A 14,647-nucleotide genomic window follows, 5' to 3' on the forward strand; every position below is an offset into this window, starting at 1 on the left:
GTCCTTACTCCGTCCGCATGACCTGGCCGGGATCGGCGCGCGGATCACGCACCTTCCAGGCACCCTGCTCGGCCTGCGCGATGAAATCGGCGACGAGCGCATTGAAGAGCGCCGGCTCTTCGAGGTTCAGCGTGTGGCCGGTCTTCGGCAGGATCGCGAGGCCAGCGGCGGGCAGCATCTTCTTGAGATAGATCGACGGCTGCAGGCAGTGGTCATCCTCGTCGCCGGTCATTACGAGCGTCGGCACGGTCATGCGCTTCAGCTCCTCCTCGAGGTCCCAGAAAGACGGGCGACGGCACTGAACGCCGCGCATGGTGTTGGCGGCACCGATCGCCGAATGGCGCGAAAGCCGTTCGGCGAAGGCCGCCCAGCCGCGCGGGTCCTTGTTCTGGAACTGCACGCGGCTTGCGCCGAGCGCATAGATCTTCGAGAAGCCGGCCGGGTCTTTTTCGAAATTCTCCGCCACCTTCAGCGAGGTATTTCGGAAATAGTCGGCTGTTTCCCGTTCCGTGCCGTAGCCCGCACCCGCAATCGTCAGCGACAGAGCACGTTCGGGATAGCGCAGGCCAAAATGCAGCGTCGCAAAGCCGCCCATTGACAGGCCGACGATATGCGCCTTCTCGATGCCGAGCGCATCGAGCACGGCAAGCGCATCCGATGCCGCGATCGCCTGGGAATATTTCTCGACGTCATCGGGAATATCGGACGGCGCATAGCCGCGTGCCGCGTAGGTGATGCAGCGGTGGCGGCGCGCGAAGAAGCTCATCTGCGGCTCCCAGGCATCGTAGTTGCCGCCGAACTCGTGGACGAAGAGAATGGGCGTGCAGCCCTCCCCAGCCGTCTCGTAGTAGAGCTTCGTGCCATCGCTCGCGGTCGCATACATGCGGAGCCTCTTTCTCGGTCTGTTGTCGTATCAATACCGGCCCTAGAACAGGGCCGGCACGTCGTTGAGCGTACGCGCCGTCTCGATGTAGCGCGGCAGGCCTTCGCAGAAGCGCTCGGCCCAGGCGCCCGGCACCGAGGTCGAGACCTTGATGAAACGGTCGCCGAAGGCGGCGGTGTGATAGCGGCCCTGCCGGATCATCACGCCCTCGCGGCGAGCGGCCTCGACGATCGCTTCCGGAGACACCCCGGTCGCGGCGGTCTCGAGCACCAGGAAATTGCCGTGCGATATCGGAATCGGTACCGAGAGACCGGCATTCCGCGCGGCATCGACAATCATCGCCTTGTTGGCGCGATCGAGGCGACGAACCTCCTGCATCCATTCCGGCTTGACCGAGAGGCCCGCCATGGCGGCACGTTGGGCGACCACGGAGGCACCAAGGACCGAGGTCGAGGCGGCCGAGAATTCGTCCACCAGCTTCGGTTCGGCTACCAGGGCGCCGATGCGCATGCCGGCCAGACCCAGCCACTTCGAGAAGCTGAGCGAGACAACGGTGCCCTCCGGCGCCACCTGCAGCACCGGCGTGTGGCCGTCGGCGAAGTCGCGATAGGTGCAGTCATGGATCATAAGCGCGCCGACCGAGCGGGCAATCTCGGCGAAGGCTTCGATTTCCTCCCGCTCGTAGCGGATGCCGAGCGGATTGTTCGGATCGACGATGTAGATAAGCGCGCAACGCTCGTCGATGGCGGCACGAAGCGCTTCCGGCGTCAGCTTGTAGTTTGTCGCTGGATCGTAGATCGGGATCTGGATCACCTCGGCGCCGGCCTGCTCGGCGAACATGCACGGCCATTTCCAGGTTGGATCGGTGGTAACCAGTGTCGTGCCGGGCTTGGCGCGCGCCTTGCAAATCATGGCGAGCGCATTGACGCCGCCCTCGGTGACGAGCGCCTCGCCGACGTTCACGCCGAGATCGGCGACGATGGCGCTTCGCAGCGCCTCGAAGCCCATCGGCGGCGCATAGGCGTTGAACTCACCGGCTTCCACCGACCTGACCATCGCCTCGACGATGGCCGGATGCGCGGGGACGTGGTTGGTGTTTTGGCCCATCCACGCCAGGTCCGGCGTGGAGAAAAGGTCGTCGAAATAGCGGTTGCGGGTGCGTGCGTCGGCCATGGCGATCAGATCACCGAGCCGCGGGCGGCGATACCGCCATCGATCGTGACGACCGTGCCGCTGATGTAGCCTGCCTTCGGCGAGGCGAGGAAAACGCAGAGATCGGCAACCTCTTCGGCCGTCGCCGGACGCTTGCCCGGATACTTGTCGTAGAGTTCTTCCCAGCGCGATTCATCGCCCAGCATGTCGATCGCCTTGCGCTTCATGATCTTGAACATGCGCGGCGTGTCGACGGGACCAGGGTTCACGCCGACGACACGAATGCCCTCGTCCATGCTGCGTCCGCCAAGCGCCTTGGTGAAGCTCATCAATGCGGCATTGCCGGTCGAGCCCGCGAAGTATGCAGCATCCCAGTTTTCGCCGGAATTGCCGATGACGTTGATGATGACGCCGCCCTTGCCCTTCCGCCGCTTCCAGAACTCGCGGGAGAGCGTGATGTAGCCGAAGACCTTGAGATCGAAGCCGCGACGGATCGATTCGTCGGTGACGTCCTCGATTGACCCAGCCGGGATGTCGCCGGCATTGTTCATGAGGATGTCGTAGTCGCCGCACGCCTTGTCCAGTGCGACCATCGCTTCCGTCGTGCCGAGGTCCGCCTCATGGACGGTGACCTCGACCGGATAGACGGCGAGCTCCTTCTTCAGTTCTTCCATGGCGGTGCGGTTGCGCGCGGCGAGGTGAAGATGGCACCCCTCCGCTGCCAGCACCTTGGCGATGGCGTGACCGATACCTTGAGAGGCCCCGGTAATCAGCGCCGTCTTTCCAGCCAGATTGAGTTCCACCTGCATCTCCTGTCTGAATACATATATCTAATTCCTGCATACGTAAATTTTTCGTAGTGTCCATACTTTTCCGCTGTGACAGCGAATGTTTTTCATTTTTTACATGGGAAGGCGGCTTATTTTCCGCCTTTGCCCAGCAGGCGGGCACAAGGCGTAGGCATATCGCCTCATAATTTGGCATTCATAGCAAATATCGCAAGTTTCCATTTTTTGTATACGTGATGCTATTGCATGAATACGAAAATGCCAGCAAAGTCGCCGCAGGCCTTCGGGTCGGCTTGTGAATGGACGCTCAGGAAGATTCCCATGGCAGACGTCTCCCTCAAACATGTGGGAAAAACCTACGAGAACGCCTCAGCCAATACGATAGAGGACCTCAGCCTTGATATCCGCAGTGGCGAGTTCGTCGTGCTCGTCGGCCCGTCGGGTTGCGGCAAGTCGACGACGTTGCGCATGATCGCCGGTCTCGAGGAACTCTCTGACGGACAGATCTGGATCGGCGATCGGCGTGTCGACGAACTGGAGCCACGCGAGCGCGATATCGCCATGGTCTTCCAGAACTATGCGCTCTACCCGCATATGACCGTGGCGCAGAACATGAGCTTCGGCCTTCGGCTTGCAGGCATGGAAAAGGTGGAAATCCGTCGCCGCGTCGAAGCGGCGGCCGAAGTGCTCGACATCGGCGTCCTGCTCGACCGTCGGCCGAGGCAACTGTCGGGCGGCCAGCGACAGCGCGTGGCGATGGGCCGCGCCATGGTGCGCGATCCGGCGGTCTTCCTCTTCGATGAGCCACTCTCGAACCTTGATGCCAAGCTGCGTGGCCAGATGCGGGCGGAAATCCGCCGCCTCCACAAGCGGCTGAAGGCCACGACGATCTATGTCACGCACGATCAGGTCGAGGCGATGACGCTGGCCGATCGCGTCGTCGTGCTGCATCGCGGCAAGATCGAGCAGCAGGGTACGCCGCAGGAACTCTACGAGCGGCCAGCAACGCGGTTCGTCGCCGGCTTCATCGGCAGCCCGACCATGAATTTCCTGCCCGCCGAAGTTGTCATGTCGGACGACGGCGTGGCGCTGAAACTCGACGAAGCGATCCTCCCCGCTCCCGCGGCGAAGGCCGAGGGGCTGGCAAAGCGCCTCGGGCAGCCGGTGGAAATCGGCGTTCGGCCGGAACACTTCGTTGTCGACGCGGCGCCCGCGCTTACGGTCACGGTCGATATGGCGGAACTGCTCGGCCCGACCACTCTCGTCCATTTCACGTTCGCGGGCGTCGCCTGTTCGGCCATGTTGCCGCCCGAGCACGCATCCGGTGAAGGCGAACAACAGAAGCTCCGCATCGCCTTCGACCGCATCTCGATCTTCGACCCGGCAACCGGGCGCGCCCTCTAGAAGAGCCTGCAGCCGGACAAACCTGCGACGATCAACAAGAACAAGGAGAACAGCTGATGAAGACCCGCAATCTGCTCCTGGCCGGCCTGCTGGCTGCGACGGCGCTCGGCAGCTCGAGCGTGGCCCACGCTCAGGACGCGGTCGCCTGCACCGGCGAGACGGTAACGCTCCGGATCCTTCGCACACCCGGAAACTATCCCTATCCGGCGCCCATGGAGGGCTGGCAGAAGGAGAACCCGTGCGTCCAGTTCGAGATCAACGAGGTTCCGTTTGCCCAGCTCGCCGACACGATCTCCGTCCAGGCGGCAAGCTCCAACCCGCCGGATATCCTGGTCTACGATGGGCCGAACACGCAATCCTATGCCGCATCCGGGATCCTCTTGCCGCTGACAAAGTACCTGCCGGAAGGCTGGGACGAGGACATCCTGCCGGCGACGAAGACCGAACACAGCTACGAGGGCGAGGTCTACTCGCCGGGCATCGAACAGACCACCGTCGCAATGTACTACAACAAGACGCTCTTGGAGGCCGCAGGCATAAAGCCGCCGCAGACCCTGGAGAAGGCCTGGACCTGGGCCGAGGCGCTGGAAGCCTTCAAGGCCTGTCAACAGGGCCCGGCCAGCTCGCCCACCGTCTGGGGGCTTGGCCCGACGCGCTTCGGCAACGGCCAGCCCGGCCTGGTCTATCAGGACCTGATCTACCAGCGCTCGGCCGGCGATCCGAACGCCGACCCATCGAGTAGCGCCTACAAGACCTTCTGGGCGTTATCGCCCGATGGAAAATCGGTCACAGGCTACCTCAACACGCCCGAAGCCGTTGGGGCCCTTACCTTCTACCGGTCGCTCTTCAACTCCGAGGGCGTTGCACCCAAGGTCGGCATTCCCAATGCGTTCTTCGACGGCAAGGCCTGCTTCTACATCGATACGCCGGCTGCCGGGAACGCCCTGCTCAAGGATCCCAAGTTCGACTGGGGGATCACGCCGATTCCTCATTTCAAGACACCCATCGTCCATACGGGATCGACGACGATCGGTGTGGCCGCGCGCTCGCGCAACCCCGATGTCGCCGCGAAATTCGTGGTCGACATGTCGTGGGGTGAATACGCCTACATGAACGTCAGCCAGCGCGGCAACCTGCCGACCCTGAAGAGCCTGTTCCCCCGCTTCGAGGTCTACAACGGCTATCCGATGAAAGTCTTCGTCGACCAGCTTCAGGAATGGGGCCAGCCGCGTCCGCCGGGAGCGAAATTCGCCCAGTACGACAAGCTGGTCACGGATGCGTTGCGCGCTGTCGCCTTTGGCGGCGATCCGGCCGAGCTGATGGGCGACGCGGAAAAGAAGGTCCAGCGGGTTCTCGACCGCTAACGAACGGATGCAGGAATGTCGGTCCCGAACATCCTAACTGCGGCTTCGGCCGGAACGAAAGCCAGGGCTCGCAAGCCGGTTACCCGCCGACAGAAGCGGGACTGGGTCTTCGCGGCCGGCTTCCTTGCGCCCTTCATGATCCTGCTGCTGGTCTTCCAGTATGTGCCGCTGGTCGTGATGGCAAAGAACAGCGTGCTGGATTACAGCCTGCTCAATCCGGCTGTGGCGAAGTTCGTCGGGCTGCGCAACTTCACCGACATGATCGAATACGAGGATGCCGCCGTCAGCTTCGGCGTCACCTTCCTCTTCGCGCTCGGCGTCGTCGTCACGGTGATCCCGATCGCCTTCCTGCTGGCGCTGTTCCTCAACTCGAAGCTGCCTGCGCGCGGCCTCGTGCGAACGATGATCATGCTGCCGGTCGTTACCTCCGCGGTGGTGGTGGCGACCATGTGGTCGTTCCTGCTTGATCCGTCGAACGGCCTGATCAACGGCGTGCTCAACCTCATCGGTGTCGGCAATCAGCCATTCCTCACCTCCACGGGACAGGCGTTGCCGGCACTGATCGTCATGACGCTCTGGCAGCAGGTGGGTTTCGGTGCGATCCTGTTTCTCGCCGGGCTTCAGGGTCTGCCCCCGGAATTGACGGAAGCCGCCCGCATCGACGGGGCGACGAAGCGTCAGGTCCTGTGGAACGTGACGATCCCGCTTCTGTCACGCACAACGCTCTTCGTGGTCGTCATCATGACGGTTTTCTCGCTTCAGGCGTTCGCGCCTGCCTTCCTGATGACGCAGGGCGGCCCGCAGGAAGCCACCAACCTCATCGTCTACCACATCTACAACACCGCCTTCATCATGCAGCAGGCGGGCTATGCCTCGGCGCTCTCCGTCGTGCTGCTCCTCGTCGTGCTTGCCATCTCGACGCTTCAGATGGCGCTGCTGCGCTCGCGCTGGAACTACTGAAATGAAGACGCATCCCCTCCAGCGCGCCCTTTTCGTCGCCCTCGTCATCGCCCTCATACTGTGCTGCTTCCTCGCGCCCTACGCCTGGATCGTGTCGTCATCCTTCAAGAACCAGCTCACGCTCTTCAACGACGTGACGCCGCTTTCCTGGAAGGCCTTTTTTCCCGTCGAAGGTACATTGGAGAACTACCGCACGCTCTTTGAGCGCACCAATGTGCTCAGGGCGCTCCTCAACACCGCGATCGTCGCGGGCGGACAGGTGGCGCTGACGCTGCTGCTCTGCGCGATGGCCGCCTACTCGCTGACGCGCATCCGCTTTCCCGGTGCAAAGATCGTTTTCGTGATGATCCTGCTAACCTTCCTGCTGCCGATCGAGGCGCTGATGGTGCCGCTCTATCAGGTCGTCTCGGGGCTCGGGCTCTCCAATACGTTGCTCGGCATCATGATTCCCTGGATCGCCAGCCCGTTTGGCCTGTTTCTGCTGAAGCAGGCGTTCGAAGAGCTGCCGGTGGAACTGGAAGACGCCGCTCGCATCGATGGCGCCGGGCATGTGCGCATCTTCTTCTCCATCGTCCTGCCGAATGTGAAAGTGCCGATGCTCACGCTTGGCCTCATCACCTTCCTCTTTTCCTGGAACAGCTTCCTCTGGCCGCTCGTCATCGTTCAGGATCCCGCTCACCAGGTGATCCAGGTGGCGATCGCCCAGCAGGGATCGCCGACCCAGTTGCCGAACTGGGGCGAAACCTTCGCCGGCGCGACTGTCGCCACTTTGCCGCTCATCCTGCTTTTCCTGCTGCTGCAGAAATACTTCACGCAGGGTATGACCACGAGCGGCATCAAGGGGTGAGCGATGACTGTTGAACCCCTCCCCGCACTCGAAATGTTGAACGCCCCCATGGGCGGCAGCGTCGGCTACCGTACGATGGGAGTCGGCGACTGGCTCGTGCTCGTCCATGGCTGGTGCGGCAATGCCGATATCTGGAATCCGATCGTGCCGGCCCTCGCCCGGGACTATCGCATCCTGGCACTGACGCTTCCGGGGTTCGGCGGCATGGCGCCGCCTCCGAAGGAAGGGCAGACGATCAACGCCATGGGTGCCGCCGTCTCGCATGTGCTCGCCCATCTTGGTATCGACGGTGCCGTGCTCGTTGGCCATTCCATGGGCGGGCCGGTCATGACGGAGGCGGCGATCTGCGCGCCGGCGCGGATCCGCGCCCTTGTGGGTCTCGATACGCTGACGGACCGCGACTATTACGGCCGGGTGCCCGATGCTGAAATCACCAGACGGCATGCCGACTTTGCCACCGACTATACGGGGCGGATGCGCGGCATGATCGACAACATCGTCCATCCGGACACGCCCGAAACGCTACGGCAGTCGATCACCGACGACATGGTGTCGGCGGCACCGATGGAGTTCGCGCTCGACGTCAAGGACACGCTCTTTGCCTGGGACGCCGAGGAGCGCTGGCCGCTTGTCGCCTGCCCGGCCGTGATGCTCAATTCCACCTGGGTTGCGCGCCTTGCCCATCCCGAACCGATGGGCTGTTTCGCGGCCACGGAGGTCATCCCTTACGACTCCGGCCATTTCCCGATGATCGAGGCGCCAGCGATGATTGTGGAAAAGCTGAAAACCTGCCTCGCCGGACTGGTATACCGGCATGCGCGAGATTGAATGCACACCCGAAAGAAAAGTATAAATGGCACTTCAGAAATCCCGTTTAACCTTCGCAAGCAGTGCGAGAGGAGTGCCCGTCGTGGATCAGGATGAAATCCGCTCGCCAAATGCTTCGGCTGCGGCACAGGGAACGACGCGCGCGCCGACCCGATCGGGCGAACTGCGCGAGCAGCTCGAACAGATGATCCTCGACGGCCGCCTCGCCCCCGGCGAACGGCTGGACGAGATGGAACTCGCCCGCCGCTTCGGCCTGTCGCGCACTCCGGTGCGCGAAGCGATCAAAGCGCTGCTGGCGGTCGGTCTCGTCGAGACGCGCGGCCGGCAGGGCACCCATGTGGCGCTGCTCTCCATTCCCGCCCTCCTCGAAATGTTCGATGTCATGTCCGCGCTCGAAGGCCTCTGTGCCCGGTTGGCGGCGCGACGCGCCACGCCTGCCGAACGCGCCGCCATGCGCAAGGTGCATGAAGAGCTCATCCAGGCCTACGAAGCGGGTGATCCGGTCGCCTTCTACAAGGTGAACCAGAAGTTCCATGACCTGCTCTATGAGGCCGCGCATACGCATTTCATCGCAGACCAGGCGATACAGCTGCGCCGCCGCATCGGCGCCTACCGCATGCGCGCCACCTATCAACCGGGGCGGATGCTGAGCACGCTCAGCGAGCATGTGCGTATCATGGACGCGATCGACGCTGGCGACCCGGAAACCGCCCGCCAGGCGGCGAGCGAGCATGTGCAGCTACTCGGCGACCAGCTCACCGACTTCATATCCTCGCTCCCGGCCAGTCTCAGTCGTGCGCAATAGATCGCGACGGTCGCACCGTCCCCAGAGCAGCCGCGACGCCCGCGTCGGATAAGGAGAGACATGCCCACGCGCAAGAGACCCGTGATCGTCAACCATCTCGGTGCGGAGTTCGGCCGCCTTGCAGCCGCACATCCCTCGCAGCCGCTGGTGATCGACGATTTCGCAGCCGCCGAACCGTGGCGTATCTGCCCGGACGCGGAAATTCTTGTGACGAAAGCCCTCCCCGACTGGAGCAGAACACCGCTCGACCACCCATTTCCCGACACGCTGAAATGGGTGCAGGTCGTGTCTACCGGCGTCGAGACGTATCCGCCGGCGCTGATGCGGGGGCGGCTCGTCACCTGCGGACGCGGGCTCAATGCATTGCCAATCGCCGAATTCGTGTTCGCGGCGATGCTGCGCGTCGAGCGGAAACTCGAGGAAACGCGGGCACGCACCGAGGCGGACTGGCGCGCCCAGCACACGATCGGCCACCTGCACGGAAGGACGCTCGGCCTTGTCGGATACGGTTCGATCGGCCAGGCGATCGCGCGGCGCGCGCTCGCCTTCGACATGCGCGTGCTTGTCAACCGCCGCACCCCATGGTCAGGCGGCGACGGCCTGACCGCCTGTGCGGACCCGGCGGAGGTTTTTGCGGGCTCCGATCATGTCGTCATCGCCGCGCCGTTCACGCCGGAGACACAAGGCATGGTCGGCGCCGAACTGCTGAGTGCTGCGAAACCCGGCCTGCACCTGATCAATATTTCCCGTGGCGGCCTCGTCGACCAGAATGCACTGCTCGACGCGCTCGAAAGCGGCCGCATCGGCCACGCGACGCTGGACGTCACCACGCCGGAACCGCTACCGGACGGGCATGCGCTTTACCGCCAGCAGAATGTCTTCATCAGTCCGCACATTTCCTGGTGCGGAGGAACCGGTGATGCGGATTTCCGCACGCGGTTCCTTGCCAATCTCGACGCCTATCTTTCAGGCGAGCCGCTGCGGGAAGTCGTCGATCCCTCCCGCGGCTACTGAGGCTAGGGGCTTTCAGAGATCTGGCCGGCGACGGTGGAAAGCGGTGACGCTCTGATAGGCCCCGCCGGCGCGGCAGAGCAGCGCCTCGGCAAACGGCCCGCCGACGAACTGCAACCCCATCGGAATCCCCTCGCTGCTCTGGCCGCAGGGCAGTGTGATCGTCGGATAGCCGCAGACGTCGAACGGCGCCGTGAAAGGCCCGATGGCGAGAATGGCTGCCGGATCCTCGCCCAGCGATGCCATGAAATCCATCGATGGGCCGGCGACCGGCAGGCCCGGGACCATAAGCAGGTCGATGCCGGAAAAAAGCCGTGCCATCCGACCGTTGAAATCGCGACGATCCTGCAGTGCCACAGCCATGTCGCGGGCCGTGTGCCTGCGGCCCCGCTCGATAAGGGCTGAAAGCCGTTCGCCGTATTCGGCGCTGCGCGAGGGATAGGCACCTTCGTGTGCAAGCGCACATTCGACGGCGCATTGTACGGCCCAGCCGCGCAGGATCGCATCCGGATCTGGAAAGTCGACGGCGACGAAGCGCGCACCCAAGGCACTCATCACCTCGACGGCTGCCTCGATGGAGGCCTGGACCTCGTCTGTGGCGCGCGAGGCGATGAAGGTGCGATCTATGCCGATGGTCAGTCCGGCGACGTCGGCCGACAGTGCTGCCTCGAGATAGTCGTCGAGCGGCGCCGGCGCGGACGTCGGATCGGCGGCATCGGTACCTGCGATCACGCCAAGCAGGGCGGCAGCGTCTGCGGTGCTTCGTGCCATCGGTCCCACGTGATCCAGGGATTCGGCGAGCGGAAAGACGCCGTGGCGGCTGACGCGGCCCCAGGTCGGCTTGATGCCGACCACGCCGCAGCAGGAGGACGGCAGGCGGATCGAACCGCCTGTATCCGTGCCGAGCGTCGCATAGGCGAGCCCCGATGTCACGGCAACGCCGGAGCCCGACGACGAGGTGCCCGTCCAGTGTGCGGGTCCGAACGGGTTCACGGGCGGGGTGATCGACGGGTGGTGATCCGCATAGACGCCTTCGGTCAACGTAAGCTTGCCGAGCATCACAGCACCTGCCGCCCTCAACCGCGCCGTGGCAGTCGATTCTTCGGTAATCGGCTGTCCAGCGAAGACGGGACTGCCGAAGCCGGTTGGAATGTCGACGGTGGCGAATGCATCCTTTACGGCCAGCGGAATGCCGTGCAGCGGTCCACGCCAGTTGCCCGCGGCAATCTCGGCATCGGCCGCCCTGGCGGCCGCGCGTGCCACGTCCGGCGCCACTGCCGCGTAGGAATTGAGCCTTGCATCATGAGCGGCGATGCGTTCGAGCATCAGCTCTGTCAGTTCGCAAGAGGTCACCGCACCAGAGCGGATGGCGTCGGAAAGCCGGGTAAACTCGGCGGCCCAAAGGGGCTGGTCGGTCATTCTCTATCCTCTCGTGATACGGCGCATGGCCGGCTAGCTCACCGCTATTGAGCCTAAAAAATCATATTTGTCAAAATTGCATACATAATAAGCAAAGTGTGCATCCTCAATTTTGATTTGGTGAATATTTAGCGCTGAAAGTCAGCGACAACGCGTATCTGGATGCGAAACATGGTTGGCACGTATATTGCAGATGATTTTATGCATACACCAACTAAGGGGAACAGAATGAACCTCCCGCTCAAGTGCAGCATCGCTGCCATCGCATTCGCCGCCGCCTTGGTCGGCGGCTCACTGCCCGCAAAGGCGGCGGAAGCCGTTTCCGTCCGGCTGAAATGGGTCGCGCAAGCCCAGTTCGCGGGAGTTTACGTTGCCAAGGCCAAGGGCTTCTACGAGGAAGCCGGCCTCGATGCGACCATCAATCCCGGCGGACCCAACATCAATGTCGAGACGCTCGTCGCCTCGGGTGCCGACACGTTCGGCATCGCCAGCGGCACGGAAGGTGTGCTCTATGCTCGCGAAAAGGGGTTGCCGCTGACCTGCATTGGCATGTCGCAGCAGATGACCCCCTTTGCCTATGTCGCCTATGACGATTCCGGCATCAACTCGGTGAAGGACTTCAAGGGCAAGACGGTCGCGACCTGGATGACCGGCCCGCAGTTCACGCTCTATTCGGTTCTGGCGCATGAAGGTCTGGCGCAGAGCGATGCCAACATCGTCTCCCAGCCTTTCTCCATGCAGCCCTTCATCGACAAGCAGTACGATGTCGCGACGGTCACGCTCTACAACGAGCTGAACACGCTGAAGGAACAGGGCATCAACAACATCAAGATCTTCCTCCCCGACGATTCCGGTGTCACGACCCAGCAGGATTCGATCGTCACTTCCGAAAAGATGATCGCGGAAAAGCCGGAAGTCGTGCAGGCTTTCCTCAACGCCACGCTGAAGGGCTGGAAGTACGCCTTCGAGAACAAGAGCGAGGCGGTTGATATCGTCATGGCCGCCGGCTCGGGGCTCGAGCGCAAGCACCAGGAATTGATGCTTGAAGAGATCGAGAAGCTGATGCGTGCCAAGCTCGGCGGCAGCGAGGGCCTCGGCGCCATCGACATGGCCTCGATCAAGGCCGTGCACGACAGCCTGATAGAGTACAAGGCCTTGAATACCGAAATCGATCTGGAATCCGCCTTCGACCAGAGCTTCTGGGCCAAGGTTCCGGCAGACGCAAAGTCCATGTGAGGCATGCGCATATGCCCGGCGGTCCGATATCGCCGGGCATATTTTACCACGGAGTTTGCATGAAACGACATCTCCCGCTGGCGCATCCCGCCACCGCCCTGGTTATGGCGACGTGCGCCTGGCTCGTCCTCGTCCCGCTGCTTGGTGTTCCACCGCGCTATCTTCCCTCACTCGGACGCGTCGTTGCGGACGCAATTTCAGTCTGGCCGGAACTCCTGAACAGCTTCCTGCGTACGCTTTCCGAAGCCGTGCTCGGCTTTCTCGCTGGCGCAGCACTCGGCATCGCCTTTGGCGTGGCTTTCGCCCGCAGCCGCGTGCTGGAGCGCTCGGTCTTGCCGCTCTTCATCGCGCTGCAGAGCGTCCCGGTCATCGCCTTCGGCGCAGTCGTCGTCATCTGGTTCGGCAACAGCCTCTTGTCCAAGGTGATGATCGCACTGTACCTCTCCTTCTTTCCCGTTGCGGTCTCGACACTTCGCGGTCTGCAGGCGATCGATGAGAAGCGCGTCGCGCTCTTCCTCAGCTTCGGCGCCAATCGCATGCAAGTCTTCTGGCGGCTCGCGCTGCCGACCGCCCTGCCCTCGATCTTCACCGGCCTGAAACTCGCCGTGTCGCTTAGCCTTATAGGTGCGATCGTCGGCGAATGGTTCGGCGATACAGTCGGTCTCGGCGTGATGCTGCTGCAGGCGCTCTATTTTGAGCAGGTCGAGCGCATCTGGGTGCTGATCGTCGTCTGCGGCCTGCTTGGTACCTTGCTCTATGGGCTGCTCGCCTTCATCGAAAGGAAATATGTATGGTGGCGTCCCGCCTGAATGCGCTGCTCAACGCATGCCTGCCCGTTGTCTTTGCCATCTTCGTCATGGGTTTCGTCTGGGAGGTCGCCGTTGCCTTCGGCGAGGTGCCGCAATATGTGCTGCCGAGCCCGAGCGGCATCATTGCGGCCGCGGTTCAACGTTTTCCGCAGATCGCGGACGGCCTCTGGATCACCACATTCGAGGCCCTGGCAGGGTTCGCTGTCGGGTCGGTGATCGGCCTGGCGCTCGCATGTCTTTTTCTGCTGGTGCCGCCGACGAGAGCACTTCTGCTCCCGCTGGTCGTGGCGCTAAACAATGTTCCCTCCATCGCCTTCGTGCCGCTGGCGCTATTGTGGTTCGGCATGGGGCCCGCCTCGAAAATCGCCATCGCGGCGCTGGCTGTCAGCTTCGCCGTCCTGCTGGCTGCGCTGGAGGGATTTTCACGAACCGAGGACGGACAGGTAAACCTGCTGCGCAGCTTCGGCGCGAACCGGCTTGCGATCCTCTGGCGCCTGCGCCTGCCGGCTGCCATGCCCTCCATCATTACCGGTTTGCGGATCGGCCTTGCCAGAAGCACGATCGCCGTGATCGTGGCCGAAATGCTGGGTGCTTATAAAGGCATCGGCCAGATCGTCTACCGTGCGACTGCCGAGATGGACTCCCTCACCGTCTGGTCAGCCATCCTCGTATCATCGGCAACCAGCCTGGCGCTCTACGGTCTACTGGTACTGATCGATCGAAGATTGGTCTGGTGGCAGTAAGGGCGGCGCGCATGTATTCCGCCGCTCCGGAAGGCAGCCACAAACGAACAAGACGAGCTCAGGTGTCGGTGAAGTCGGCCATTTCTACCTTGTAGAACGTCTTCGTCCGCGGGCCGGCGAGGATCGGGTCGATGCGACGCACGCACTCCTGGTAGTGCGCCGTCTTGCGATGCTCATCCAACGCCTCCGGCGACTTGAAGACCTCGTAGATCAGGAAGCTGTGCTCGTCGTCTGGATTGCGCAGTACGTCAAAGCGCAAATTGCCCGGTTCCCGACGGGTTCCCTCGTAGTTGATGCGAAACGCCTCAAGGAACTCGGCGGCGTTGCCCGGTTTGACGTTGATGCTGACCATCTGGATGAGCATGTCGTATTCCCTACTGTGTTGACGGTGCGCTGAT

At 62.8% G+C, this 14,647-nt stretch carries 15 protein-coding genes; 10 read left to right on the forward strand and 5 right to left on the reverse strand.

The window, feature by feature from the left end; all coding sequences use genetic code 11:
- Positions 1-4: 4 nt before the first annotated feature.
- Genes HV823_RS16770 through HV823_RS16780 form a run of 3 tightly spaced genes read right to left on the reverse strand, consistent with a single transcriptional unit; the run spans position 5 to position 2,838 of the window.
- Positions 5-883 carry an alpha/beta fold hydrolase gene (locus HV823_RS16770; RefSeq protein ID WP_176950875.1) on the reverse strand — a complete coding sequence of 293 codons (879 nt, stop codon included), beginning with the start codon at positions 881-883 and terminating at the stop codon, positions 5-7.
- 42 nt (positions 884-925) lie between these two features.
- A complete protein-coding gene (locus HV823_RS16775) occupies positions 926-2,056 on the reverse strand; it encodes a pyridoxal phosphate-dependent aminotransferase (protein ID WP_176950876.1) in 1,131 nt (376 codons plus the stop codon).
- A 5-nt stretch (positions 2,057-2,061) separates the two neighbouring features.
- Positions 2,062-2,838, reverse strand: coding sequence for a short-chain dehydrogenase/reductase (locus tag HV823_RS16780; RefSeq protein WP_176950877.1), 777 nt, complete (start codon positions 2,836-2,838; stop codon positions 2,062-2,064).
- 306 nt (positions 2,839-3,144) lie between these two features.
- On the opposite strand from HV823_RS16780, the gene HV823_RS16785 reads away from it, so the two are divergent.
- The 7 genes from HV823_RS16785 to HV823_RS16815 all read left to right on the forward strand — a co-directional run bounded on the left by HV823_RS16785 (position 3,145) and on the right by HV823_RS16815 (position 10,045).
- The gene (locus HV823_RS16785) at positions 3,145-4,227 is read left to right on the forward strand and encodes an ABC transporter ATP-binding protein (protein ID WP_176950878.1); all 1,083 of its coding nucleotides are present in this window, start codon (positions 3,145-3,147) and stop codon (positions 4,225-4,227) included.
- A gap of 56 nt (positions 4,228-4,283) precedes the next feature.
- Positions 4,284-5,591, forward strand: coding sequence for an extracellular solute-binding protein (locus HV823_RS16790; RefSeq protein WP_176950879.1), 1,308 nt, complete (start codon positions 4,284-4,286; stop codon positions 5,589-5,591).
- A 15-nt stretch (positions 5,592-5,606) separates the two neighbouring features.
- Complete coding sequence (locus HV823_RS16795; protein ID WP_176950880.1) at positions 5,607-6,551, forward strand: carbohydrate ABC transporter permease; 945 nt, start codon at positions 5,607-5,609, stop codon at positions 6,549-6,551.
- A gap of 1 nt (position 6,552) precedes the next feature.
- Positions 6,553-7,398 carry a carbohydrate ABC transporter permease gene (locus HV823_RS16800; RefSeq protein WP_176950881.1) on the forward strand — a complete coding sequence of 282 codons (846 nt, stop codon included), beginning with the start codon at positions 6,553-6,555 and terminating at the stop codon, positions 7,396-7,398.
- 3 nt (positions 7,399-7,401) lie between these two features.
- Entirely contained in the window at positions 7,402-8,226 is an 825-nt protein-coding gene (locus HV823_RS16805; RefSeq protein ID WP_176950882.1) for an alpha/beta fold hydrolase, read from the forward strand.
- A gap of 82 nt (positions 8,227-8,308) precedes the next feature.
- A complete protein-coding gene (locus tag HV823_RS16810) occupies positions 8,309-9,031 on the forward strand; it encodes a GntR family transcriptional regulator (protein ID WP_343051875.1) in 723 nt (240 codons plus the stop codon).
- Positions 9,032-9,091: 60 nt separating this feature from the next.
- Positions 9,092-10,045, forward strand: coding sequence for an NAD(P)-dependent oxidoreductase (locus HV823_RS16815; protein ID WP_176950884.1), 954 nt, complete (start codon positions 9,092-9,094; stop codon positions 10,043-10,045).
- Between the two features lie 12 nt (positions 10,046-10,057).
- Here HV823_RS16815 and HV823_RS16820 read toward each other — a convergent pair whose 3' ends face one another.
- On the reverse strand, positions 10,058-11,461 hold the full coding sequence (locus HV823_RS16820) for an amidase (protein ID WP_176950885.1): 1,404 nt from the start codon (positions 11,459-11,461) through the stop codon (positions 10,058-10,060).
- 228 nt (positions 11,462-11,689) lie between these two features.
- Between HV823_RS16820 and HV823_RS16825 the strand changes: the two genes are divergently transcribed.
- The 3 genes from HV823_RS16825 to HV823_RS16835 are packed head-to-tail and all read left to right on the forward strand — an operon-like array spanning position 11,690 to position 14,249.
- A complete protein-coding gene (locus HV823_RS16825; protein WP_176950886.1) occupies positions 11,690-12,697 on the forward strand; it encodes an ABC transporter substrate-binding protein in 1,008 nt (335 codons plus the stop codon).
- Positions 12,698-12,756: 59 nt separating this feature from the next.
- Complete coding sequence (locus tag HV823_RS16830) at positions 12,757-13,506, forward strand: ABC transporter permease (protein WP_176950887.1); 750 nt, start codon at positions 12,757-12,759, stop codon at positions 13,504-13,506.
- Positions 13,488-14,249, forward strand: coding sequence for an ABC transporter permease (locus tag HV823_RS16835; RefSeq protein ID WP_176950888.1), 762 nt, complete (start codon positions 13,488-13,490; stop codon positions 14,247-14,249). Before HV823_RS16830 ends, HV823_RS16835 begins: the two co-directional genes overlap by 19 nt.
- Before the next feature lie 58 nt (positions 14,250-14,307).
- On the opposite strand, the gene HV823_RS16840 is transcribed toward HV823_RS16835, so the two are convergent.
- Positions 14,308-14,613: an antibiotic biosynthesis monooxygenase gene (locus tag HV823_RS16840; RefSeq protein WP_176950889.1), complete on the reverse strand. Its 306-nt coding sequence runs from the start codon at positions 14,611-14,613 to the stop codon at positions 14,308-14,310.
- Positions 14,614-14,647: the final 34 nt, after the last annotated feature.

The organism is Mycoplana rhizolycopersici (assembly GCF_013378445.1).
GTDB classification, from domain to species: Bacteria; Pseudomonadota; Alphaproteobacteria; order Rhizobiales; family Rhizobiaceae; genus Mycoplana; species Mycoplana rhizolycopersici.